25 protein-coding genes are annotated in these 24,332 nt (G+C 47.7%); 15 read left to right on the forward strand and 10 right to left on the reverse strand.

From position 1 onward, the window contains the following. Nucleotides 1-239: 239 nt before the first annotated feature. From BHE18_RS16580 to BHE18_RS16590, 3 genes are all read right to left on the reverse strand, one after another. On the reverse strand, nucleotides 240-764 hold the full coding sequence (locus BHE18_RS16580) for an NAD(P)H-dependent oxidoreductase (RefSeq protein WP_071619619.1): 525 nt from the start codon (nucleotides 762-764) through the stop codon (nucleotides 240-242). Further along, nucleotides 761-1,426 carry an SDR family NAD(P)-dependent oxidoreductase gene (locus tag BHE18_RS16585; RefSeq protein WP_071619620.1) on the reverse strand — a complete coding sequence of 222 codons (666 nt, stop codon included), beginning with the start codon at nucleotides 1,424-1,426 and terminating at the stop codon, nucleotides 761-763. Before BHE18_RS16585 ends, BHE18_RS16580 begins: the two co-directional genes overlap by 4 nt. Nucleotides 1,427-1,547: 121 nt before the next feature. Next, nucleotides 1,548-1,985, reverse strand: a complete 438-nt coding sequence (locus tag BHE18_RS16590; protein WP_083573841.1) for a MarR family transcriptional regulator — start codon at nucleotides 1,983-1,985, stop codon at nucleotides 1,548-1,550. A 236-nt stretch (nucleotides 1,986-2,221) separates the two neighbouring features. Between BHE18_RS16590 and BHE18_RS16595 the strand changes: the two genes are divergently transcribed. Further along, entirely contained in the window at nucleotides 2,222-3,316 is a 1,095-nt protein-coding gene (locus BHE18_RS16595) for a flavin monoamine oxidase family protein (RefSeq protein WP_071619621.1), read from the forward strand. A gap of 59 nt (nucleotides 3,317-3,375) precedes the next feature. Here BHE18_RS16595 and BHE18_RS16600 read toward each other — a convergent pair whose 3' ends face one another. After that, on the reverse strand, nucleotides 3,376-3,555 hold the full coding sequence (locus BHE18_RS16600) for a hypothetical protein (protein ID WP_071619622.1): 180 nt from the start codon (nucleotides 3,553-3,555) through the stop codon (nucleotides 3,376-3,378). A 262-nt stretch (nucleotides 3,556-3,817) separates the two neighbouring features. On the opposite strand from BHE18_RS16600, the gene BHE18_RS16605 reads away from it, so the two are divergent. Then, nucleotides 3,818-4,783 carry a quinone oxidoreductase family protein gene (locus BHE18_RS16605; RefSeq protein WP_071619623.1) on the forward strand — a complete coding sequence of 322 codons (966 nt, stop codon included), beginning with the start codon at nucleotides 3,818-3,820 and terminating at the stop codon, nucleotides 4,781-4,783. Nucleotides 4,784-5,124: 341 nt separating this feature from the next. Here the strand turns inward: BHE18_RS16605 and BHE18_RS16610 are convergent, their stop codons facing one another. Continuing rightward, entirely contained in the window at nucleotides 5,125-5,697 is a 573-nt protein-coding gene (locus BHE18_RS16610; RefSeq protein WP_328585895.1) for a TetR/AcrR family transcriptional regulator, read from the reverse strand. A 161-nt stretch (nucleotides 5,698-5,858) separates the two neighbouring features. Between BHE18_RS16610 and BHE18_RS16615 the strand changes: the two genes are divergently transcribed. From BHE18_RS16615 to BHE18_RS16640, 6 genes are all read left to right on the forward strand, one after another. Then, complete coding sequence (locus BHE18_RS16615; protein WP_071619624.1) at nucleotides 5,859-7,916, forward strand: efflux RND transporter permease subunit; 2,058 nt, start codon at nucleotides 5,859-5,861, stop codon at nucleotides 7,914-7,916. Nucleotides 7,917-7,918: 2 nt separating this feature from the next. Continuing rightward, complete coding sequence (locus BHE18_RS16620; protein WP_071619625.1) at nucleotides 7,919-9,709, forward strand: hypothetical protein; 1,791 nt, start codon at nucleotides 7,919-7,921, stop codon at nucleotides 9,707-9,709. A 354-nt stretch (nucleotides 9,710-10,063) separates the two neighbouring features. Further along, complete coding sequence (locus tag BHE18_RS16625) at nucleotides 10,064-10,504, forward strand: cell wall hydrolase (RefSeq protein WP_071619626.1); 441 nt, start codon at nucleotides 10,064-10,066, stop codon at nucleotides 10,502-10,504. Between the two features lie 165 nt (nucleotides 10,505-10,669). Next, complete coding sequence (locus BHE18_RS16630; protein ID WP_071619627.1) at nucleotides 10,670-10,975, forward strand: PadR family transcriptional regulator; 306 nt, start codon at nucleotides 10,670-10,672, stop codon at nucleotides 10,973-10,975. Nucleotides 10,976-10,992: 17 nt separating this feature from the next. Beyond that, nucleotides 10,993-12,195, forward strand: a complete 1,203-nt coding sequence (chrA, locus tag BHE18_RS16635; protein WP_071619669.1) for a chromate efflux transporter — start codon at nucleotides 10,993-10,995, stop codon at nucleotides 12,193-12,195. Nucleotides 12,196-12,442: 247 nt separating this feature from the next. Further along, complete coding sequence (locus BHE18_RS16640; RefSeq protein WP_071619628.1) at nucleotides 12,443-12,841, forward strand: DoxX family protein; 399 nt, start codon at nucleotides 12,443-12,445, stop codon at nucleotides 12,839-12,841. Between the two features lie 58 nt (nucleotides 12,842-12,899). Here the strand turns inward: BHE18_RS16640 and BHE18_RS16645 are convergent, their stop codons facing one another. Further along, the gene (locus tag BHE18_RS16645) at nucleotides 12,900-13,241 is read right to left on the reverse strand and encodes a VOC family protein (RefSeq protein ID WP_071619629.1); all 342 of its coding nucleotides are present in this window, start codon (nucleotides 13,239-13,241) and stop codon (nucleotides 12,900-12,902) included. Between the two features lie 184 nt (nucleotides 13,242-13,425). Between BHE18_RS16645 and BHE18_RS16650 the strand changes: the two genes are divergently transcribed. Then, entirely contained in the window at nucleotides 13,426-14,544 is a 1,119-nt protein-coding gene (locus BHE18_RS16650) for an NADH-dependent flavin oxidoreductase (RefSeq protein ID WP_071619630.1), read from the forward strand. 50 nt (nucleotides 14,545-14,594) lie between these two features. On the opposite strand, the gene BHE18_RS16655 is transcribed toward BHE18_RS16650, so the two are convergent. Then, nucleotides 14,595-15,374 (reverse strand): TerC family protein, encoded by a 780-nt coding sequence (locus BHE18_RS16655; protein WP_071619631.1) that lies wholly within the window; start codon nucleotides 15,372-15,374, stop codon nucleotides 14,595-14,597. A gap of 362 nt (nucleotides 15,375-15,736) precedes the next feature. Here BHE18_RS16655 and BHE18_RS16660 point away from each other — a divergent pair, with 362 nt between their 5' ends. After that, on the forward strand, nucleotides 15,737-16,249 hold the full coding sequence (locus BHE18_RS16660; protein ID WP_071619632.1) for a hypothetical protein: 513 nt from the start codon (nucleotides 15,737-15,739) through the stop codon (nucleotides 16,247-16,249). Between the two features lie 541 nt (nucleotides 16,250-16,790). Continuing rightward, a complete protein-coding gene (abc-f, locus tag BHE18_RS16665; protein WP_071619633.1) occupies nucleotides 16,791-18,425 on the forward strand; it encodes a ribosomal protection-like ABC-F family protein in 1,635 nt (544 codons plus the stop codon). 270 nt (nucleotides 18,426-18,695) lie between these two features. Here abc-f and BHE18_RS16670 read toward each other — a convergent pair whose 3' ends face one another. Further along, nucleotides 18,696-19,403, reverse strand: a complete 708-nt coding sequence (locus tag BHE18_RS16670; RefSeq protein WP_071619634.1) for a DNA alkylation repair protein — start codon at nucleotides 19,401-19,403, stop codon at nucleotides 18,696-18,698. A 179-nt stretch (nucleotides 19,404-19,582) separates the two neighbouring features. Then, the gene (locus BHE18_RS16675) at nucleotides 19,583-19,774 is read right to left on the reverse strand and encodes a hypothetical protein (RefSeq protein ID WP_071619635.1); all 192 of its coding nucleotides are present in this window, start codon (nucleotides 19,772-19,774) and stop codon (nucleotides 19,583-19,585) included. Between the two features lie 171 nt (nucleotides 19,775-19,945). On the opposite strand from BHE18_RS16675, the gene BHE18_RS16680 reads away from it, so the two are divergent. The 3 genes from BHE18_RS16680 to BHE18_RS16690 all read left to right on the forward strand — a co-directional run bounded on the left by BHE18_RS16680 (nucleotide 19,946) and on the right by BHE18_RS16690 (nucleotide 22,122). Then, on the forward strand, nucleotides 19,946-20,365 hold the full coding sequence (locus BHE18_RS16680; RefSeq protein WP_141771906.1) for a hypothetical protein: 420 nt from the start codon (nucleotides 19,946-19,948) through the stop codon (nucleotides 20,363-20,365). A gap of 66 nt (nucleotides 20,366-20,431) precedes the next feature. Beyond that, the gene (locus BHE18_RS16685; RefSeq protein WP_071619637.1) at nucleotides 20,432-21,523 is read left to right on the forward strand and encodes a sensor histidine kinase; all 1,092 of its coding nucleotides are present in this window, start codon (nucleotides 20,432-20,434) and stop codon (nucleotides 21,521-21,523) included. After that, complete coding sequence (locus tag BHE18_RS16690) at nucleotides 21,520-22,122, forward strand: response regulator transcription factor (protein ID WP_071619638.1); 603 nt, start codon at nucleotides 21,520-21,522, stop codon at nucleotides 22,120-22,122. Before BHE18_RS16685 ends, BHE18_RS16690 begins: the two co-directional genes overlap by 4 nt. A gap of 77 nt (nucleotides 22,123-22,199) precedes the next feature. Here the strand turns inward: BHE18_RS16690 and BHE18_RS16695 are convergent, their stop codons facing one another. After that, the gene (locus BHE18_RS16695) at nucleotides 22,200-23,177 is read right to left on the reverse strand and encodes a helix-turn-helix transcriptional regulator (protein WP_071619639.1); all 978 of its coding nucleotides are present in this window, start codon (nucleotides 23,175-23,177) and stop codon (nucleotides 22,200-22,202) included. A 112-nt stretch (nucleotides 23,178-23,289) separates the two neighbouring features. Here BHE18_RS16695 and BHE18_RS16700 point away from each other — a divergent pair, with 112 nt between their 5' ends. Next, on the forward strand, nucleotides 23,290-24,123 hold the full coding sequence (locus BHE18_RS16700; protein WP_071619670.1) for an SDR family NAD(P)-dependent oxidoreductase: 834 nt from the start codon (nucleotides 23,290-23,292) through the stop codon (nucleotides 24,121-24,123). Nucleotides 24,124-24,332: the final 209 nt, after the last annotated feature.

Below are 24,332 nucleotides of genomic sequence, written 5' to 3' on the forward strand. Positions count from 1 at the left end.
GCATAATAAAAAAATATGGGGTGTAATTAATCAATTGAAAGGCACAATTCCCTTGATGAAGGGTGCAATTAGCCCCAACTGCCTTCTTCATAGCCATCTACAGTCTGTGATGGCCGGCTGCAAGGACCGTTTGCCGGTTTTCATGAATATTCAGTGGAGTTCTAACCTGATTTGTTATAAGTTTTATAGCAAAAAGGAGATGTCCTAATGGATATCTCCTTTAAATTTGATGAAATTTTTTATCTGGATAACGTAATGTGATTGATATACTCTTCTGCACTCTCCCTCACCTGATCCTCACCCAGCATCCGCACCCCTTGAAGCACGAAGGAAGGGAGGAAGCGCATCCCTGTCAAATTGGCCGTCGCCTGGAAAGGCTTTGTGAGTTCGCTCATACTGTAGCGGTTGTACCCTCCTGCCTGATAGGCTTCTTCGGGACCGCCTGTTGAAATGGCCAGCATGAAATCCTTCCCGTGCAGTTTCGTCCCCTCGGAACCGTAGGCCCAGCCATATGTGAGTACGGTGTCCTGCCATTCTTTTAAAAGGGCGGGACTGCTGTACCAATAGAAGGGGAATTGGAAGACGATTCTGTCGTGAGCAAGGAGAAGCGCCTGCTCCCTTTCGACATCGACTTGCTTATCAGGATATTCTTCGTATAAATCGTGGACGGTGATGTCCGTTTCCTCTGATAATCTTTGCTTCCAGGCTTTGTTTATCCTGGATTCGTTTATATTCGGATGAGCGACGATGACGAGTGTTTTCATTGGGATTTTTCCTCCTGTTCATACACCACTTCTGCGTTTTTACGGTCTATATGCATGTCATGGATGGCCTCGGAAATCTTTTCTGCTGAAAAATAGGTGTCTTCCTGTACGAATCCGTTGATGGTCAAGGTTCCTGCGTATACTCCCTTTGGGCTGAGTTCCTGATTCAGGCTGTATGCGAGATTGCGGAGGGCCGCTTTTCCAACAGAAAGGGAAGCATATTCTGCATATGGATTCAGTGCAAGGCCGCCCCCTGTAAGGAGGATGGATCCTGCGTTCGCTTCTAAGTCGGGCAGGAGTTCCTGGACGGCAGTAAGGGCACCCGCCGTATTGACTTTGAAATCGTATACGAAGTCTTCCGGACTGATCGTTGTCGGATTTCCGGGTTTGATCGAAGCCGCATTGTAGAGAAGGACATCAATCGTTTCCCCGAATTCTGTTCTTACTGAACGAAGTGCCTGCTGCAGTGATGCAGGGGATGATACGTCTCCTTGAAAACCTTTGGCATTGATCTTCTGTGAAGCCAGATTCTGTTCTAATTTTTGCAATGAATCCTGAGTGCGTGAAATCAGGGCGACATTGAATCCTTTTAGTCCAAACCTTTTTGCAGTCTGAAAGCTGATTCCTTTACCAGCTCCGATGATGATGATGGTTTTGTTCATATTCTTTCCTCCTGATCAGAATAATATTTGTATATGCAAATGATAGTGTAAAAAAAGATGGTAAGGAGCTTTTTATTTGTATGTGCAAATGAATGAGTGAAAAAGAGAGCTTTTCATACGATCACTCTTCTTTTTCCAGCTTGTTGCTTGCCTCGTGCAGCATTCTGCTTAAGTTAAGGCTGAAATCCCTTCCCAATGTTTCGGAATAATCATCGAATAGTTCCTTGATTGAAACACGGAACTGGCTGTACACTGCTTCTCCTTCTTGTGTCAGGGAGATAAAGGTCTGTTTTCCGGACATCTTCCTTGAGACCAGTTGTTTTTTCTCGAGCTTATCGATGAAGCGGGTACTGGTCGAAGGAGCGATCGACAGTTTCCGGCACAGCTCTTTCTGGGTGATTTCCGGATGGAAGTGAACGACCATGATCATATAAAAATAGGAAGGGGCCAGATCACCGGCATCAAGGAACTTTTCGGCCAGTTTGGTAATATTACGGGCAAAGCGGCTGGCGGTAAAATATAGACAATGAATAAGGACTTCTTCCTCTTCGTTCTTCAAGACCTTCACCTCTTTCATTTGCATATACAAATTAACATGGATGAAAACTAGTTGTCAACTTGGAAGGCGGGCAAGGGTGCATCCCATTATCGCTCTAATGATGAAAGTGGTTAATGTTTAGAGAATTGAAATATGAAAGATGGAGGGAATCGAGCTCTTTTTTTGTACTAACGAACGATATCTGATAATCTGCTTTCATACATAGATTACGGAATTGTAAAAAAGGAGGTTGGCAAATGAATGATCCCATCATCATCGTCGGAGCAGGACTGAGCGGTATCAGGGCGGCTTCCCTGCTTACATCAAAAGGAATTCCATGCCGGGTCCTCGAAGCACGCAGCAGGATTGGGGGCAGGGTGTTGAGTGAACCTGCAGGTAACGGCCCTGACGCTGGCATGTATGACCTGGGCCCGACTTGGTTCTGGCCGGAGCACGAAACCTATATTCAGAATCTGATCAGTGAGTTGAGCATACCGGCTTTTGAGCAGTATACGGAAGGAGCGCTGCTGTTCGAACAGACTGAGAGTCAACAGGCGGAGCGTCATGTACTGCCGGAAGATGCTGTTGAAAAATCGATGCGGATTGCCGGGGGTGTGCGGACGCTCATCGACGCCGTTGCGGAGACCCTTCCGGAGGGGACGGTCGAATTGCATTCATCAGTTAAGGGCGTCCAGATGAGGGATGAAGGGACTGTCGAGCTTGAAGTTGAGAAGCCTGATGGCGTGAAGAAAATCCGGGCAGCCGCCGTCATCCTGGCCCTGCCCCCGCGGATAGCCGCCGGGAGGATTGAGTTCTCCCCTCCGCTGCCTCAGGCGCTTTCAGCAAGTCTGCTGGAAAAACCGACATGGATGGGTGGTCATGCTAAAGTTGTGGCTGTGTATGACCGGCCATTCTGGCGCGAAGAAGGTTTTTCAGGACAGGCGATGAGTTGGGCAGGTCCCCTTCAGGAAATCCACGATGCATCGCCTCCTGCAGGAAATGGCGCACTCTTCGGATTCTTCGGGATTCCGGCGGTGACACGCAGGGAACTTGGGAAGGACAGGATACTCCAGCTTGTACTTAACCAGCTGAAGCGGCTATTCGGACCCGCGGCGGAAAAACCGATTTCCTTGTTATATAAAGACTGGTCCGATGATTCCTTGACAACAGTGGAGGAAGATGCGGAAAGGCTGGCAGCCTTTCCGGAGTATGGTCCCCCGGTGAATGCGGGGATTTGGGAGAAGAAACTTATATTTGCTGGGACCGAAACCTCCCCGGAACACGGGGGTCATCTTGAGGGGGCACTGCGCTCTGCTGGACGTGCGGTAAAGGAAATAGTGGAGTTGGAATGAAATACAGGGCCTGAACTCAGAATCATCATCCGTTCAGGCCTTGCTCTATGTTGTGTGTCTCAATATCCACGATTGGAGCCGGCGAGCTGTTCGAGCCTGTGCACCTTCCGGCTTAATTTATAAACTGTACGATCAAGCTCGTGAATCTTCTTTTCCAGCATTTCCAGCCGGTAGGAGCAGACGTTTGCAGAATATTGCCTCGGAATCTGAGGTCTGATTTGATAATATCCGTAATACATATCCAAGTCACCTCACCAGAATGGGATCATGGTTCTTTTTTAAAGGGTATTCATAGTATGGGGAGAGGGTATGGGCGTAAAGGGATAAGGGTGTTTTCAATATCTTTAACTTAAAACGTTGATACCCTATTGTGTTAATCTCAATAAGTGAAAGTTATCCTAAGCCTTCCAAATTTCATATTATTAGTCTCCCCCGTAATTTAGTAGAATAATAGTTGGGAAAATATGTTATGCCGATCTGGCAGCACAAGGAGTGTCGCTCATGAAAGCTGTTATTCAAAACGAATTTGGAAACGCTGAGGTACTAATATTCACTGATATAGAAATTCCACAAATAAGTGAAAATGAAGTGTTAATAAAAACAGTATATACAAGCGTGAATTATGCAGATATCAAATCGCGTAAAGGGGCTAAAAGTTCTGGCACCTTCCCTCTCATTCTGGGATTGGATGCTGCCGGAACCATCGTGAAGGCAGGGAAGGCTTCCTCTTTTTCAGAGGGAGACCGGGTAATTGCCTTTCCATCTGGCGGTTCATACGCAGAATATGTTAAGGCGAATGAAAAATTGGTCTTCAATATCCCTGACAGCCTATCATTTGAACAGGCGGCGGCCATGCCAACCGTATCAATATTGTCTTATATTCTCTTACATGAAATCGGTCAAGTGAAAAAGAGTGATACGATTGTCATCCATAGTGCGGCGGGCGGTGTAGGTTCGATGCTTGTACAATTAGCAAAAATGGGCGGCGTGGAGACGATCATTGCAACCGTCGGAAATCTGCAGAAAGAAACATATGTGAAAAATTTAGGTGCTGACCAGGTTTATTCGTATGATACCTTTACTGAGGAAATCTTAAGGCAAACCAATAATACTGGAGCAAATGTAATATTTGATTCAGTTGCAGGTGATGTCACTGCCAGGAGTATGGAGTGTCTGGCCTTATATGGAACCATTGTTCAATTTGGCAACAGCAGCGGGGACACCGGCATCTTTAAAACAAGCGATGTTCATAGTTCCTGCAGAAATGTAAAAGGATTCAGCTTGGGGACGACCAGAAAACATAGACCAGAGCTTCTGGCACCTGTAGCTGAAAAGGTACTGGAGTTGTTTGCCTCTAAAGAAATCAGCCTGCCGATTGCACGGATCTTTGATCTGCGAGATGCAGCAAAGGCACATAAATTGATTGAAAGCCGTGTTTATGAAGGGAAGGTTTTAATCAGGGTGTGATGGAGGCAATCATGTTTTTACGGTGTCGATATGGTGAGGACTTTGCTTCATAAAGCAGGAAGATTAATAAAAATAGCAGGGGGTTCCACTCCTGCTTATTTGGTGTTTTAGTAGAATGACAGGCTGAATTTTTTTATGCCTAATTTTCGCCAATTTGTGTTTTATAATAAGACAAAGATTATTCGACATGAAGTGCAATTAATCAAATGAGAGGTATAATTCCTTTGATGAAAGGCACAATCAGTTGCAGCTGCCATGTTCAACCCGTCTCGATCGACGCGTGAGGCCGGTTTCAAGCGCAGCCTCCCAATTTTCCCCTGATCCTGTGCGCAAAAAATAACCTACCGCACCCCCGACAACCCCCGATTAATAAAATGATGCAAAAACCCCGCCATCTCCCCGGGAGTCTTATCCATCCCATTTTCCAGCCAATTTTTTATCACATGAATACTTCCGCTCACCATGAACATATTGATGTATTCATAGGTTTCCTGATCGATCCGGCTGTCGGTGATCCAGTTTTTGAAGATGAAGTCGTGGGTGATGCCCATCCCTTTTTTCAAAAAGTACATATCGGTGTTCTCGCTGAGGAGGATCTGGCAGATGCCGCTTTTGTCAGCGAGGAATTCGAATAGTTTTTCGGTCATTTGCAACGCTTCCTCTTCTTTTGAAAAGTTATACCTGCCAAGCCTGGCAACGAGGTCTTCAATGAATTCTTCCTCAATTGTTTCGAGCAGTTCGTATTGGTTCGAGAAGTGAGCGTAGTAGGTGGAACGGTTGATGTCTGCCGTTTCGCAGATTTCCTTGATGGTGATGCTGGATATCGGTTTTTTCTGAAGAAGTCCGAGAAGGCTTTCTTTTAAGACCATGCGGGTGTATTGCTTGCGCCTGTCCATTTTTGAAGTCATATCCATGTTCCTTTCTTCCAATTTCAGCCGCGTCGTCAGTTATCCGACATATGGCTGAAGAGTGTTGGTTATAGAACATTCACTATCCAACTGTCCGTTGAATATCCAACACGGTGTTTATTATAATGATAAAGTGAAAATGTTGGAGAAACAAGTGAGGTTGAGAAATGACAAATATTGCATCGTGGATCATAAAGCATAAGAAGGCTGTGCTGATCGTGTTTGTGCTGTTGACGGTCCTGTCGACGGCAGCGCAGTTCTTTGTGAAGGTCAATTATAATTTGGTCGATTATCTGCCCGATGATGCCGAGGCGACGCGGGCGATGGAGACCATGGAGGAAGAGTTTACAGGAGCGGTGCCGGATACGCGTGTCATGGTGACTGATGTGTCGATCCAGGAGGCACTGGCCTACAAGGAAAAACTGGAGGCGATCGACGGGGTAACTGACGTCATGTGGCTCGATGATATGGTCGATCTGAAGACGCCTCTTGAGGTGGCGGACACCGATACGGTCGAGAATTACTATAAGGGCCGGAATGCGCTGTTTTCGATCAGTGTGCGGACCGGGGATGAAGTCCGGATCACGGATGAGATTTATAAGCTGATCGGGGAAGAAGGTGCGATTGCCGGGGAGGCGGCAAATACGGCGAACTCCCAGAAGATGGCCGGCAATGAGTCGATGTATGCGGGGATGCTGCTCGTTCCGCTGATCATTTTGATTCTTGTCATTTCGACGACTTCTTGGGTCGAGCCGCTGTTTTTCCTGACAGCGATCGGAGTATCGGTTCTGATCAATCTCGGGACGAATATCTTCCTTGGGGAAGTGTCGTTCGTCACCCAGTCGGTGGCGCCGATTCTGCAGCTGGCGGTGTCGCTTGATTACGCGGTGTTCCTTCTGCACAGCTTCCAGGATTACCGAAAGGAGACGGATAATCCTGAGGAAGCGATGAAGCTTGCGATGAAGAAGTCGTTCCCGGCAATCACGGCGAGTGCGGCGACGACGTTCTTCGGGTTCATCGCGCTGACGTTCATGGAGTTTCAGATCGGGTCGGATCTTGGTGTAAATCTCGTGAAGGGGATCGTCCTGAGTTTCATCAGCGTGATGGTCTTCCTGCCGGCGCTGACGCTTGTTTTTTATAAATGGATGGATAAAACGAAGCATAGGAGCTTTGTTCCTGATTTCAAGGGAATCGGGAGTAAGGTTGTCAAATTGAAGATCCCAAGCTTGATCCTTGTGTTCGCGATCATCGTACCGGCATTTCTGGGGCAGACGAACACAAAGTTCATCTACGGCTCGGGTGAAGCGCCTGAAGACACACGTGTCGGCAGTGATTTCAAAAAGGTCGAAGAAGCATTCGGGGAAACCACGCCGATCGTCATGCTTGTCCCTAAAGGGGATATGGCGAAAGAGAAAGAGCTTGTCGAGGATATCGAGAATCTCGATTATGTCACGGGTGTCATGGCGTATGTGAATCAGGTCGGGACCGAGATCCCGCCGGACTATCTCGATAAATCGATCACCGAGGAATTTTACTCTGAAAACTACAGCCGGATCGTCATCAACACGAATCAGGGTACGGAAGGCGAGGTCCCTTTTTCAATCGTCGAAAAGGTGAAAAAAGCGGCCTCCGATTATTACGGGGATGATGCACTCGCGCTCGGGGAAAGCGTGACGCTGTATGATATCAAGAATACGGTCACGAAGGATAATGTGGTCGTCAATGTGCTGACGGTTGTGACGATTGCGCTCGTGCTCCTGTTCAGCTTCCGGTCCATCACCATCCCGGTCATCCTGCTTATTACAATTGAAGCAGCGGTATGGATCAATCTGTCGATCCCGTACTTTACGAATACACCGCTCGTGTTTGTCGGCTATTTGATCATCAGTACGGTGCAGCTGGCCGCGACGGTCGACTATGGAATCCTGTTCACGGAAGCGTATACTCATTACCGCAAAGAGATGCCTGCTAAACAGGCAATCGTGAGGACGCTCGATGAAAAGACGTTCTCGATCTCGATTTCGGCGGCGATCCTGTCAAGTGTCGGATTCATCCTTTGGATCACGTCATCCAATCCGATCGTCGGATCCATCGGGCTCTTGATGGGCAGAGGGGCGCTCCTCGCATTCATCATGGTGTTGTTCGTGCTGCCGGCGATGCTTCTGGTATTTGATAAATTCAATAAGAAAACAACGTACAAAGCAAACTATTATGAGGAGAAATGATGATGAGAAAAAAACGACTGACCTATAGTGCGCTCGCCTTGATGCTGTTCTTGCCTTCATTTCTGAGCATGCCTGCCCAGGCGGCGACCGAAGGGAAGGTGTCGTCAAAGGATGAAGTGGTGTATGCGACATTGGACGCAGGAGGCGGACTCGATCATATCTATGTCGTGAATACGTTTGATGTAGCACGGGCCGGTAAGATCCTCGATTACGGGCGGTACAACAGCGTGAAGAATCTGACCGACCTGAAGGATCTCAACCAGGAAGGGAAGAAGATCGAAATGGAAGCTCCTGAAGGAAAGTTCACTTATCAGGGGAATATGAGTGAAGAGACGGAGCTTCCGTGGGATGTGAAGGTTGCGTATGTGCTCGATGGAAAGAAAGTGGATCCGTCGGAGCTTGCAGGAAAAAGCGGCCATCTTGAAATTGAGATCGATACAGCTGAAAATACGAGCGGCGACTCTGTTTTTTATGAAAATTATTTATTGCAGGTATCACTGAGCCTCCCGAATACGTATGAAAATATCGAAGCGGGGGACGGCATGGTAGCGAATGCCGGCAAGAATAAACAGGTCACATTCACAGTCATGCCCGGGAAGGAGAAGAAGCTGAAAGTGGAGGCGTATGTGAAGGACTTCGAATTCAAAGGAGTCGAAATCGCTGCGGTACCGTCCACCCTTCCAATCGATACGACGGGGACTGAGGGCATGACCGATGATATGTCCGAATTGTCCGATGCGATCAGGCAGTTGAATGACGGGGTGGCTGAACTCGAGGACGGAGTGTCCCAGCTCAATAACGGAGCAGCCGGCCTCCAAGATGGATCTGCGCAGGTGAAAAATGGACTTGGGGAACTGAACGGATCATCGTCTCAATTAGTCGGAGCGTCTAGTTCGATCCGCGATGCGCTGGCGACGATCAATAAATCCCTTTCCGGACAGTCGGCTGAAGTGGATTTATCCAGTCTGAATGAACTGCCTGCGGGGCTGAATCAGCTGGCTGGCGGATTGAATGAGACGGCAGCCGGGATGACGAAGCTGAAGGATAATTATTCGCAGGCGTATGATGCGCTGGATGGAGCCATCAAGGAGATTCCGGCCAGTCAGGTTTCTGAAGAAGATATCGCTGCTTTACGTAAGAGTGCGGCGAATCCGGAAGTCGTCGATAAGCTGGCTGCGTCCCATGCCGCTGCGCAAAAAGTTAAAGGCACCTATGACAGCGTAAACCAGGCGTTTGCCGCAGTGGAGCCGTCGCTGAATCAAATGAACGGCGCGGTGAAGGAAATTAGCGGACAGCTGACGTCGATCTCGAACAATCTGTCCTCTTCCCTGAAGGAAACGGATATGAGCGGTCTGGCTGAACTTCAAAAAGGACTGAGCCAGCTGTCCGGCAAATACGGTGAGTTCCACTCAGGACTTGTTAGCTATACAAACGGTGTGGGTGAGCTTTCCGCGAATTACGAGAAGCTTCATTCCGGAATCGCTGAGCTTGCCGGCGGAACAAGTGAACTGTCAGGCGGGGTGAACGAGCTCCATGACGGTACATCTGAATTGCATCAGGAAACAAAAGACCTTCCTGAAAAGATGCAGGCTGAAATCGATAAGATGCTGGCAGAATACGATAAGTCCGATTTCAAACCGGTCTCATTCGTATCATCTGAGAATAAGAAAGTCTCCTCCGTGCAGTTCGTGATCAAGACGGAGAGCATCGAGAAGGAAGAGAAGAAAGTGAAGAAGGCGGAACCTGAAAAAGAGAAAGGGTTCTGGGAGTTGTTTTTGGATTTGTTCAGGTGAGATAGGTGAGGAGATATGGTGCCAGGCACGGATAGGTGGTTTTGTTCCTGGAACAAATGAGGGGTTTGGTGCCAGGAACAATTCCTCAACTTTGTGCCAGGCACCATTTCACTGATTTGAGCCAGGCTCAGACAAAGCAGATTGAGCCTGGCTCAATTGCTCCGTTTCGACCCTGGCTCAAATAGTCGATTTTGAGCAGGCACCACAAAAAGGCACCACAAAAACCACAAACCAAAAAAAGACAGGGCCTGCATTTCCCGGCGGAAACCGCAGTCCCTGTTTTTTTGCACATCAATATAAGAATCCGGACATCAACCCACTCTTTTTTCATACACTATTTCTGAGGTGAAAAATATGCCAAGAGTGAAATATAAAGATTCAGATGTGGCTTTGATGGCCAGGATGATGCGGGCTGAAGCTGAGGGTGAAGGGAAGCAGGGCATGTTGTATGTAGGCAATGTCATTGTGAACCGTGCAGTGGCGGATTGTCTGGATTTTAAAGATGTAAGGACCATCTATCAGGTCATCTTTCAGGTGCAGGGCAGTAATTACTCGTTTGAAGCAGTTCAGAAGGGGAATCTTTTTTATAATAGGGCTAGATCCGTTGAGAAAAAATTAGCAAAAAAAAATTTGGACTATTGGAGGCAGCATCCGGGCAAATATGCACTTTGGTACTTCAATCCGTATGCTCCTTGTCCCCCTACATGGTACGGCCAGCCGTTTGCGGGGCAGTATAAACAGCACTGTTATTATGAGCCTGCTGCCGGCACGTGTGCAAGTGTGTATGGAGGCTGAAGAAAAGGAACTTTCGTTTTTCAACGGAAGTTCCTTTTTTAGGTTGGAATGTTACGTCTTTGTAAAGATATGAAGAATAAGTTGAATCGAATTTGGAGATGGTATAAAATCATAATCTAAATTCGATATCGAATTTAGATAACGAATTCGGGGAGGTTTTTTTTTATGGAAAATAAAGTGCTTCGGAAATTGTTCCTGGGCTTCATCCATATTCACATCCTTCATCATGCGAAAGAGGAGCCGGTCTACGGGTCCTGGATGGTGGAGGAGCTTCATGAGCACGGATATGATATCAGCGCCGGGACGCTCTATCCGATTCTTCACGGCATGGAAAAGGACGGGCTTCTCTCCAGGGAAGATGTGAATGTGGACGGGAAGATCCGGAAATATTACCGCACTACCGATAAAGGGGATATCGTCCTGCAGGAAGCCAGGGCGAAAGCTTATGAGCTCTTTAAAGAAATCAAGTAGAAGGAAGGTGTTTGAAATTGAATCAACAACTTAAAGACAGAAGCAGATTATCGATATTGCTCGAAATATTATTCACGTCCACCAAGCTTGGACTGACATCGTTCGGAGGACCTGTGGCGCATCTTGCTTATTTTAAAGATGAGTATGTGGACAGAAGGAAATGGCTGACGGATAAGACGTATGCAGATCTGATTGCATTATGCCAGTTCCTGCCGGGACCGGCGAGCAGCCAGGTGGGGATTTCGATCGGCATGCTGCGCGGGGGGATACTGGGAGGAATCATTTCATTCCTTGGATTTACACTGCCCTCCGTCATAGTCCTCGTGATTTTTGCACTGCTCTATCAAACCTTTACTCTCGGGGATGCAGGGTTTATCCACAGTTTGAAGGTGGTCGCTGCTGCCGTTGTTCTTCATGCGTTGATCGGATTGGGGAAAAAGCTGACTCCGGACAAAAGCAGGATCGCGATTGCGCTGGGGGCAGCGGTAATCATGCTGGTGGCTCCATCAGCTTGGATCCAGATTTTGATCATTGTGGCTGCCGGCCTGCTGGGATGGAAACTGTTCAAGGATAAAGCTGAATCGAAGATCGAACCGTTCCACGTCAGTATTTCAAAAAAAACCGGATTGGTCTCGTTATCTGTATTAATCGGATTATTAATCTTTCTTCCGATTTTGAATAACACCTTCAACAGCACCCTGCTCCACATCTTTGATATCTTCTTCAGGGTCGGGTCGCTCGTGTTCGGCGGCGGACATGTGGTCCTGCCGATGATCGAAAGGGAACTCGTTCCGCAAGGTCTGCTGTCGGCTGATGAATTCCTGGCAGGATACGGAATGGCGCAGGCCGTGCCGGGTCCATTGTTCACCTTTTCAAGTTATCTCGGAACGATGATCGAAGGAATTGCGGGGGCTGCGGTCGCAACAGCTGCGATCTTTCTGCCTTCATTCCTGCTCATAGTGGCAGCACTTCCTTTCTTGAGCGAACTGCGCAAGCGCGCCGCCTTCCAGGGAATCCTGATGGGGGTGAATGCGAGCGTGGTCGGAATCCTCCTGGCTGCATTTTACGATCCTGTGATCAAGAGCTCGATTCTTGATGGATCAGATTTTGCTCTGGGTGCGGTATTATTCGCACTGCTGAATGTTTGGAAAGTCCCTGCCTGGATGATTGTCATCATCGGAGTGGCAGGCGGATATATGTTGCAGGCACTTGGATTCTAATTCCGGTGGACCCCTTGCCATGGCGAGGGGTCTTTATTTTATAAAAAATAGTGAAACACCCATTGACACTTGAGAAGGAATGATATAAAATTATCTCATATTCAAGATATTTAATTTCAAGATAGTTTGTCCAGGAGAAGACAAAGCAGACAGAGGGCTGGATCTGTTCATATACGTTTTCATGCAGTTATAAATTTTTTTGGGTAAATATCTCGAATTCAAGATAAAATATTAGGAGGAATGTAATATGTTAAGTTTAGGGTTATTGATTATTCGTTTGGTTATTGGTGTGTTGTTCATTGGGCACGGAGCGCAGAAGTTGTTTGGATGGTTCGGGGGTCATGGACTGAAGGGGACAGGCGGCTGGTTTGAGTCAATCGGGATGAAGCCTGGTGTGACCTTGGCGCTTTTGGCAGGTCTATCTGAGCTTTTCGGAGGATTATTATTTGCGCTCGGTCTGTTGACGCCGCTTGCAGGAATCTTAATTGCAGCGACAATGCTGATGGCAATCATCAAGGTGCACTGGCAAAATGGGGTATGGGTGACGTCCAACGGTTATGAGTATAACTTGACGCTGATTGCAGTGGCGATCGGGGTTGCCTTGATCGGACCGGGTCAATATGCTTTGGATGCGATCTTGTTTTAATTTTAAATATAAAAACTCGCCATAGGATTGGCGAGTTTTTTGCATAGTATAAAAATCTCTATTTCTCCCAAAGCTCGACCAGCCTGCCGTCCGGATCCTCAATCCAAATAAACTTTCCAAATTCACTCTCCTCTTTTTCCTTCACAAGCGGTACCCCGAGCTGCTGCATCATATCATCCATATTATGTACTTGGAAATTCAGCATCACTTGTTGGTCGGTTGGAAAATAACCATCATCCCCGGTGAAGAAGGAAAAGATCGTTGCGTTTTCAGGATCTGGCTTAATGACGGTCCCATTCCAGTTATCCTCAATATTAATCTTCAATACATCACTGTACCACTTTTTCACAACATCTAAATTCTTCGTTCTCCAAAATACCCCTCCGAAACCTTTTATCAATTTGCCCAACTTCTTTCTGTCATCTTCTTTTATTGTACATGAGCTCTATTACCAAATGCATAATTCTTTTTCATGAAAAACAAATTAAAGCATGCACAAGCCGGCACATCGGATAAGCAGATAGTTGGTCAAAAATATTCTCATCTACTATGATAGCCATGAACAACATGAAGGAGGCAAAATCATGAACGAACAATTCAAAGAACTGTTATCTCCATATACATTTAAAAACGGAGTCGAGTTGAAAAACCGCGTCATCATGGCGCCGATGACTAATTTTTCATCAGACGAAGACGGGAACGTGACGGATGCTGAGGTGGAATACTATGCGCGCCGCTCGAAGGATGTCAGCATGGTCATCACCGCCTGTACAAATGTGACTGCCAACGGGAAAGGCTTCCCTGGTGAGTTCGGCGGCGATTCAGATGAGATGATCCCGAGTCTTGAAAGACTGGCAAAAGGAATCAAGGAGCAGGGGGCGAAAGCGGTCCTGCAGATTTTTCACGGAGGCGTACAATGTCCGCCGGATCTTGTGGCCGGCGATGTTGTGAGTGCGAGTGAAGTGAAGGATGAAAACGGTAAGGAAAAAGCTCGCGCATTGTCCGAAGCGGAAGTGGAGGAAATCATCGAAGCGTTCGGCGAGACGACACGCCGCGCGATTGAAGCCGGCTATGACGGCGTTGAAATCCACGGTGCGAACGGATACCTCATCCATCAATTTTTCTCACCAATGACAAACAAGCGTGAAGACCGTTTCGGAGGCAGCCTTGAAAAACGCATGGCATTCCCGCTTGCGATCGTTGAGAAAGTGAAGAGTGTGGTAGAAAAGCATGCCGACCCATCTTTCCTGGTGGGCTACCGATTTTCACCAGAAGAACCTGAAGAAGAAGGTTTCTCGATGGGAGATACGCTGGCATTGGTCGATACACTTGCCGATAAAGATCTGGATTATCTCCATGTATCCCTTTTCGATTTCTTCTCAACACCAAGAAGAGGTGTGGAGGATACCGAAAAGCCGCGTATGGAGTATCTGCTTGAAACAATCGGGGACCGCACACCGCTTATCGGCGTAGGTTCAATTTACTCAGCGGAAGACGCATTGAAGGCATTCAGGACCGGTGTGCCGCTTCTGGCGCTCGGCCGTGAACTTATCATCGATCCCGACTGGGTGAAAAAGATTGAACAAGGAAGAGAAGATGAAATCGTGACGGAAATAGATAAAGAGAAGCAGAAGGAACTGGTTGTACCGGATCCGCTGTGGAACGCGATCATCAATACGCCGGGATGGTTCCCCGGGGTGTAAGGGTGCAGCATGAAAATGGCCTGTCCTCTATATGAGGACAGGCCGTTTTATTATTTCATCAGTTCTTTATCTTCCAGGTTCTTGTTGCTTGGTGCGAACCAGCCTAATAGTGCGATGGCCACAAGGACGCCGTAGAAAATCAGGGTCCAGAGTGTGCTGTGAGGGAAGTCATGCGCCAATACATGAATATCTTCATGTGCAAGCGTGATGACTGCAAGCTTCACACCGACCCAGGCAACGATCGCATAAGCGGTTGTCTCGAGTGCAGGGCGTGTTTCAAGAAGTTTCACGAACCATGTTGCCGCGTACTTGATGAGGATCAAGCCGGCGATTCCGCCAAGGACGACGATCAGGAATTTCCCTCCGTCCATGCCTCCGAAATCAGGAAGCGGTGAATCAGGAAGTCCGAGGGCAAGAGCCACTGCAGCAAGGATCGAATCAATCGCAAACGCAAGATCGGCGAGGGCGATCTTGCTGACTGTCGGCCAGAAGCCTTTCCCTTTCGCTTCTTCTTCTGTATCTTCCCGTATATTTTCATTTTTCTTACCGAATTTTGCCTTGATGACGTGCTTCAGTCCCAGATAAAGAAGGTAAGCAGCACCGATCGCCTGGATCTGCCAGACGTTTGCGATGAATGAAATCGCAAACAGCGCACCAAAACGGAAAGCAAATGCCAAAAAGATTCCGTAGCTGATGGCTTTCTTCTTCTGATCCTCAGGAAGGTGTTTCGCAATGACGGCAAGGACAAGCGCGTTATCCGCTGACAGCAGCCCTTCAAGACCGATAAGAATCAATAATGTCCATCCGTATTCTAACCAAATCGACTCCAATAATAACTCTCCTTTTCACATGAATATACCGTGCGGGATCGTGGTGCAAGTGGCGTGACACTGGTTGTACAGTCTGCCGCTGCAGTCAACCCGTACTTTGATGGTAAACTTTCTGAAAATAATTCTCCAGAGTATATCTTACCACTTATCTTGTGCTTAAATCTTCTCTGAATTGCAATTTTTTTAAACAAATTTATAACTAGTGAGCAATTGCCGGTTTATAAGGTTGAAAACAAGGTTCAGCGCTGTAAAACAGATGCCTGTCCCTTTCAATTCTAGCAGACGTGCATATAAATGATAGTAATAGAAGGGAGGGATGAAAGATTCTGAACAATGTTGTTTATTTTGATGCAGAAGGCAAGATGGTAGATAAGCTGGATATCCCGGAAGAGGAAAGCTGCAGCCGCACAATCGAATACTGTGCCACCGCCATCGTTCCGGATGGATTTACCTTCAGGTTCACCACGTTTGATAACTTCAGTGCGTGCTCTGATCTGAGCGAACTCGTATGTGCGCTGGAAGAACAGGAAGCAGAAGGGACTGTGGAGAATCCTTGCGGAGGCACCTTGACGTGTCCGGTTACCATCGATGCCGTTCGTCTGATTGGAACAGCGAGGTTCCATATAAATGCGGGAGATTTGATTCCGATAAAAGCGGGATTGCGGCTCGGACAGCGGACATGTACGCTGGCAAGCGATGTCGCGGTACCAGTCAACCAAGTGATCCAAACAATCTGTCAGACGGAAAATTGTCAGGAATCGTGTTTTGATACGATTGGAGCGTTTGCTTTTGCTCCGCAAGTGATCACCGATGCCTGCGGGCGGCAGATTGTCACCGTAAGAGGAGGTTTGTTCCTGCGTTTTCTTGGCTGCTAAGCTGTTTTGGCATGAATGTTTTTATAAGGCTCTTTTCGTATACTTTGTTGCTATGCAGACAAGAGAAAATACCGGAACTTGGGTATTTTTGGGTTGTCCGCCCGTCTATTGTTGAAGCTTGAGTTTGAAAAGAGCACGTCCTCAAGCTACATTCAGGTTATTAGCCTATATTCGAAAAGCAACAACCTTTTAGAAAACAGCCTTTTATAAATATTGGACGGTTCTTTATGGGCTGTCCTTTTTAAGTGAAGTCTTATTTTTCTTTTGCAAGGCCGTATGCAGGCATGGTATAGTATAATTACTAATAAATGACAGGAGTGATGGGTGGACGATGAAGAACTAATCTTATTTTCGCGATGAATTGAAATAAATTGATTTCAACTCGGAACTAAAATAGGATTAGTCTGCCCATTTTTAAAAATGCTGCAGGAGCTATCATAGCGATAGCTTTGTTTGTGCACTTAACAGGTACGGCTAATCCTTCCAGATCAACTGGGAGGCTTTTTTTAGTGTCCTCCTTTTTCGGAAAGGGGAAGATTTTATGAAAGAATTGCTGAAATTAGTGAATGTGGGATATGAGATTGCGGATGAGAAATTATTTGAGGGATTGAACGGAATTGTGCGGGAAGGAGACGTAATCGGGATCATCGGCCGGAATGGGGCAGGGAAGTCGACCCTCCTCAATTTGATCCACGGTGATATTCGACCGTCGGAGGGACGGATAATGTGGCTCGAGGAAGGCTTGAATATGGAGATGGTCGTTCAGGAATCGGAGGACTATTTTTCAGATGGCGGTTCGGCAGAAGAAGTCAAACTTCTGGAAAAATGGCAGGTGCCTGGGCATGATTACACGCATCTTAGCGGCGGGGAGAAGCTGAAGGCAAGACTTGCGAAAGGGTTTGCGGGAAACGCAGATCTTCTGCTGCTTGATGAGCCGACGAATCATCTGGATGCAGACAGTTTGTCTCTTTTGAAAAAACACATCGAAGAGTACAGAGGGACCATCATCCTGGTGTCGCATGACCGCCACTTTCTGGACGAAGCGGTGAAAAAGATCTGGTCGCTTGAGCATGGAGGGCTGATCGAACATAAGGGCAATTATTCGAGTTATATGGAAGCCCGTGAGCAGAAGAGGCTGACGCAGCAGCGTGAATATGAGAAGCAGCAGAAGATGGTAAAGCGGATCGAAGGCCAGATGAGGGAGCTCACTTCATGGTCGGAAAAGGCGCATGCCCAGTCTACGAAGCAGGAAGGATACAAGGAATATTACCGCGTGAAGGCGAAGCGGATGGACAGCCAGGTGAAATCGAAGCAGAAACGGCTGGAGAGGGAGCTTGAGAAAGCGAAAGTCGAACAGGTGGAAGAAGACCATGTGGTGAGGTTTTCAATCAAATCCCAGCACAAAAAGGGCAAGAGGTTCCTCGAAGTGAAAGACCTGTCGAAGTCCTTTGATGGAAAGCCTCTGTTCAGCGGAGCCAATCTCACGATCCAGCATGGCGAGAAGGTGTCGATCACCGGACCGAACGGGAGCGGTAAGACGACCTTGCTGAAGATCATTATGGGTCTGGAAGAATCTCTTGGCGATGTTTGGGTGTCACCTTCTGCCGGGATCGGCTATCTGACGCAGGAAGTGTTCGACCTGCCGCTTGATGAAACCCCGGCACAGCTTTTCTACAAGGAGTCATTCGAGGAAAGGGGCCGGGTGCAGACGCTAATGAAACACCTCGGATTTACGGCGGCTCAGTGGCATGAACCGATCCGGGATATGAGCATGGGCGAGCGGGTTAAGTGCAAGCTGATGAAGTATATTTTAGAAGAAAAGGATGTATTGATCCTGGATGAGCCGACGAACCACCTTGATCTGCCTTCCCGGGAACAGCTGGAGGAGACGCTGGCTCAGTATGACGGCACGCTGATCGTCGTATCGCATGACCGCTATTTTGTGGAGAAGACGACCGATGTGAGAATTGTGATCGAAGATGGAAGGGTGCGTAAGCAGTTGAGTGAGCCTGCTGCTGTGCGAGATGATGATGAGGAATTGCGTCTGAAGCTTGAGACGGAGAGGCAGGAAGTGCTTGGACGCCTCAGTTTCATGGTACCGGGTGATGCACAGTATGCGGAACTTGATGCGCGGTTTTTGGAGTTGACGAAGAGGATTAATGGGTTGAAGCGTTAGCTTGGATTGGATAGGTAGCGGTTTGGTATGTCATGTTAGATGGAGAAAATTTCGACATGAAGGGTAGAATTATTCAGATGAAGGGCACAATTAACTGATTGAAGGGCGCAATGAGGATGGGGAGAGGCCTAATAATTAAATAAAGGGTGCAATTATCCGATTATGGGGCAGAATCCGCATCAATTAGCCATTTTTCAAAAGACATTTAACGTATTAATATAAAAAAACACCTCCGATTCAGGTATTCGGAGGTGTTTTTTACTTGGAAGGTCAGCAAATACACGTCTTACGCTTCACTCCAACACGATCTTTGTCCACAATCTTATTAATGTATGTTTTAGCAAGAGGAACCTTGCATGCGGTATTTCCGACATCCACATGGACCTTCCCGATCGACTCGGCAACACCCATCGCTTCCTCATGAAGGGCCGGGACATAGCTTCCGACTGAAATGACAAAGCCGTTCATCACATAGCGTACGCGGTTCCGCTCATTGTGGACAGAGTTCTTCGCCCGGTTCAGGAGCACCCTGATTTCGTTCAAATCAAGCTCCTCATCCGGTGTGATCGACAGATAATTTGAATAGGTGCTCCAGCCGCAAACGGCCATCATCTCTTCATCCGAATCCATCCATTTCTTCGCAAGCTCCCTCGCATAATCACTTTCCGCGGCAACGCCGGCAACCGTGTATTCCGCAAGCATATACCAGTTGGCTTTTTCCGCCCAGTCTTCAAGCGTTTCTTTTGAGATAAGCTTCGGGTTGACGGAGAGACCGGCCAGATACATGGCATCGTGATTGCCGGAATCATAAAGTTTGAGGGGAAGTTCATGGTCCTTTTTCACGTATTTGACCAGCTTTTTCAAATCTCCGACCTTCACACCGAAAAACGGTTCTTTCGCTCCGTGGTTCATAAAGATCCGTTTTGTCTGATCAGATCCGAGTTCTTCGAGCTTTTGCATGATTTCTTCGTAGGTCATGGTATCGCTCCTTTTATAGAGAAGTATAGATTAGTAATACGGCGAATACAGGATGTATTCCTTTACAAGATTGCAGATTGTCTTCTCCACGAAAACGAAAAAAGACATGACAGACAGCGATGCCTTTTCATTCCTGCTCATTGAATGATTTTAATCGGAGCTAACTTTTCTTCCAGGTTTTAATGGCCGCCTGTCCATCCTCTCAAATGGTTGCGTTGTGCATGGCAAAATGCGTTATATCCTTCAGGTTTATGAGTGTCGTAGCAGTCACCGGTAAGATAACCTTGTGAAAAATATCTCTCTTTGATGCTTCCGACGATAATGACCCCGGCCATGAAGGATAAAGGAATCAGAACGAATAACCAAACCAATGTAAAAACCTCCTTTTTTATAAACCACTTTGGGCAAAGCAGGTGTACAAGCAAATTTAGGCTAATGCTTCTATTTTAATTGTATCATCCTTATATGGTAAAATATAGAATTTTTCTTTCGGCGTTTTAAATGATATTCATCACTATTTGCCCATTACCCCGGATGGTAGGATGGTAGCGAATCGAAGTAAAGAGAAAGTTGGTGCAAGCATGAAAAGTGTATGGAAGGTTGGTTCAGCTGTCGGTCTGGTTTCGGGTGCAGCGGCGGTACTATTGTATTGGGTGCTTTGTTATTGGCAGGGGGTTAGTTTTGTAAAAATGACGCCATTGTCGATTGTATTTGCGTGTGTCACCGTCAACATCATCGGTGCATACATTTATTTAAAATTAAAGGGCAAAACGAAAAGGCCCAGGCTTTACTTCGGACTGATCACCGTCTTTACAGGGGTGCTGCTCTCGCTGTTTGACTGGGCTTTTCCGGCAGAGCCAGGCATTGCAGGGGTGGCAAATACGATTCATGCTCTCGTAGCTGCACTCTCCATTGCATGGATACCGGTATGGATGCGTAAATCGATTTATTCCCGAAAATAAAGAGGACTTCCGGCTTACCTTGTAAAATCAATAGGTATGCAGCTTTTTATAAGAGGGGGAGGAAGAGTGAAAACTCCAAGCAAATTCAATTGGATGACACTGCTGGTCATTCCTGCAATAAGTATGGTGTTTCTTCCCTTTGGGGAGGAGTGGTACGGGTATGTCCTGTTCCTTATTCTTGCCGCGGCTTTTTGGAGGGGCATGAAGCTGGCATCATACCGTGGATTGCTGATCATCCTGCAGCATGGGTGTGTATGCCTGCTGATGGTGTTCTTTTCTCCATGGAATTGCTGGTATGGGATCTATCCAGCCATTATGGCTGGTCACTTATCCTCCTTTTTTCGGATTACAGCAGTTAATGTTTTATTGATGATTGTATATACGCTGACTGCTTCTTTTTATGGTGCGGCTGATATCGGAGAGGAGAATTGGGCTTGGATTACCGTTCTCATTTTCCTGTTAGGAGTTCCTTATTTTCTGCGGTCGCAACAGTTGTACTATGAAATGAAGGGTGAGCTACAGGGTGCAAATGAGGAAATTATCAGATTGGTGAAACTTGAAGAGAGGGGGCGGATCTCAAGGGATCTGCATGATACGCTGGGACATACCTTATCCCTTTTGACTTTAAAAGGGGAATTGATTGAAAGGCTGATTCCGGTTAAACCGGATAAAGCAGTCGATGAGGCAAGGGAACTTCAGGAGATCATACGCAACACATTGGTACAGACGCGCAAGCTGGTCAGCGATATGCAGACGGTATGCCTGTCTGATGAGGTGATTCAAGCTTCAACGATGCTCGAATCAGCCGGCTTGGACGTTCAGGTGGAGGAACGGGCTGATGACATTCCGCCAGTTATCGGGAAGATACTCGGACTGTGCCTCAGAGAGTGCGTCACAAACGTCTTAAAGCACAGTCAAGCGGACCGATGCAGAATCATTCTGCATAACAGCACCGGGTCATATATCCTGGAGGTGGAAGACAACGGGCGGGGTCTGGAAGAGATGAATGTGCAGAAAGGGAGCGGTTTATTCGGCATGAAGGAGCGGCTTGCTATGATTGAAGGAAGATTGGATATCGAATCAGTATCCGAAGGCGGGGTAAAAGTGACAATCAATATACCGATGGTGGATGTTCCAGTGAAGGAGGTGACGGGATGAAGGTAATCATTGCAGAAGATCAAGGGATGCTGAGGGGTGCGATGGGAAGTTTACTGTCCATGGAAGAAGACATAGAAGTGATCGGGGAAGCATCCACCGGGAGCGAGGCGCTGAGGCTGATCAGGAACTGTCTTCCGGACATCGCAATCCTTGATATCGAAATGCCGGTGCTGAATGGCCTTGATGTGGCAAAAACCCTTCAGCATGAAGGTAACCCTTGCCGGATTGTGATCGTGACAACTTTTGCAAGGAGCGGTTATTTGCAGAGAGCCCTCCAGGCGGGGGTGAGGGGATATTTATTAAAGGACGCACCAGTAGCGAAGCTGGCGGAAAACTTGCGCTCCATCTTGAAAGGCAGTAAAGTCTTCAGTCCACAGCTGTCGCATACGATGTTTGAGGAAGTTAATCCCCTCACCATCAGGGAAAAGGATGTTTTGTGTCAGTTAGAAAAGGGAGAATCTGTTTCAGAAATCAGTCAGTCATTATTTCTTTCTCCTCCGACCATTAGGAATTATATATCCGAGATCATTCAAAAACTGGAAGCAAAGAACCGGATCGATGCTGTGGTGATTGCAAAAAGGAAAGGATGGATCGATTGAGACCTGCGGCCACGAAGCATAATGGCAGGGATGCCGGACTCATCGGCAAAACCGCCTGTGCAGCGGTCTTATCTGCTTTAGTTAGAATTGTCTTGTTCACGATAAGAAGCCGCTGTCCGCTCAGCCATCTCCAAAATCCGGCTGCCCAATTCGACGGGCTCGACGACTTTCACCTGATCCCCGAATCCGAGCAGGTAGCCGATGGCCTCATTTTCCGTATCGAACGAGAGGGTAACGGGGACCCTGCCGTTCCCGCTTTCTGCTCCAACCTCAAGGACCCGGGCAAAACGGCCGCTGAAGGTGAGCCTGGAAACAATTGCTGCAGCAGCCTCCACCTTCACTTCATAGCTGGGCAGGTTCTTGATGAAGGCTTTGGTGGAAGAATTCCAGTATTCGGCGAGCTCGAAGTCAGCTGGCCTCGTGAATGCTTCATCGAGCAGTTCGGCGCGCTGGATCCGAGAAGCCCGGTAGTTACGGATTTCTCCGTTGTCCTTGAGTGCAATCAGGTACCAGAGATCCCCTTTGGCTACGAGGCCGAGGGGGGAGACTATACGGTCATCTTGCTTCCCGTCTGCCGTTTGATAGGTGATCATCAACTTGTTTTCTTCCCATATCGCTCGTTTCAGGACTTCGAAAGAAGATGTTTTTTCCTGCTGCCTGCGCCACGAACGGGTGTCGATGTGGATCCGGTTCCAGACGTCCCTGGCGTTTTCGCGGTAAGTCGATGGAAGGGAAGCGATCAATTTGTTTCTTGCTTCTGCGGAGGTGCGGGTCAGGCCGAGATCCTCGAGCAAATGTGCGGAAGGGGAAACAAAGAGGGCCTGTATCTCCGCTTCCTTGAGTCCTGTCAGATCCGTCCTGTAGTTTTCGAGCAGCGACCAGCCGCCGTTTTTACCGCGTTCCGCGACGACCGGGATGCCTGTCCCGCTTAATGCATCCATGTCCCTGTAGATGGTCCTTTCCGATACTTCGAGCTCTTCTGCCAGTTCGCCCGCGGTCATTCGGCCGTGTGACTGCAGTAATAGAAGGATGGAAATCAGTCTGTCGCCTCTCATTTTCGTTCACCTTTTCTAAAATTGATTACTTTTATTTAATTAAATATGACACTTGATGTCAAGAATGCAATCGTATAATGAGAGTATCTTGAACATGGAAGGAATGATGGACATGAAATCATTGACTGGAAAAGTGGCACTTGTAACCGGGGCCAGCCGGGGAGCGGGTCGTGGAATAGCGGTCGAGCTTGGAAAAGCGGGGGCGATCATGTATGTCACGGGCCGGAGCACGAAAGGAGACGCAACCAATGATTGGCCCGGGACGATTGATGATACGGTTTCTGAAATTGAAGCGGCAGGCGGGAAAGCTGTGGCGGTCCGGTGTGATCATACGATTGATGCGGAAACAGAAGCCGTCATCAAGCAGATACGTGACGAACAGGGGAAGCTGGATATCCTCGTCAATAATGTATGGGGAGCACATGATATCGGCGTGGAACCGGGTGCTTTCTGGGAGCTGCCGCTTGCCCTTTGGGATAAGATGTTCACGGCGGGTGTGCGGGCCCAATTGGCAACGAATCATTATGCGATCCCGCTGCTCCGCGAAAATCGGGGAGGGGTCATCTTTCACACCACCTTCTGGGATGAGGGCAGATACACGGGACAGTTTTATTATGACCTGGCAAAAAATGCGCTTGTCCGCATGGCGTATGGTGTATCCGAAGAATTGAAGGATGACGGGATTGCGGTCCTTGCCGTTTCCCCCGGGTTCATGAGGACTGAACTGGTCCTGAAGCATTTCGGGGCGGATGAAGATAATTGGAAGGACTTCGCGGATCTGGAGCAGACCGAATCGCCGCGCTATATCGGACGGGCCATCACCGCACTCGCGGGTGACCCGGACGTGATGGAGAAAAGCGGGCAGGTATTTAAGGCTGGTGACCTCGCGAAGGAATACGGCTTTACCGATATCGACGGGCGGTATGTTCCGCCGTTTACTGTATAGATTGTGGCACAGGTGCCAGGATTCGGTGGCCCGTCCTTTATCACTTTGATGTGATGAAGGGCGGGCCTTTTTTATAGTGGAAATTGATTAAGTCCATATAATTGTGTAAAAAGAAAAAGAGTCATTTTATTCCTTCTTGGCAACACTGTTTTCAACGACGATAAACAATGAAGAGAGGGAATAAAGATGACTCACTTACAGTTTAACCT

Origin of the sequence: Rossellomorea aquimaris, assembly GCF_001877785.1 — a bacterium.
Taxonomy (GTDB): domain Bacteria; phylum Bacillota; class Bacilli; order Bacillales; family Bacillaceae_B; genus Rossellomorea; species Rossellomorea aquimaris_A.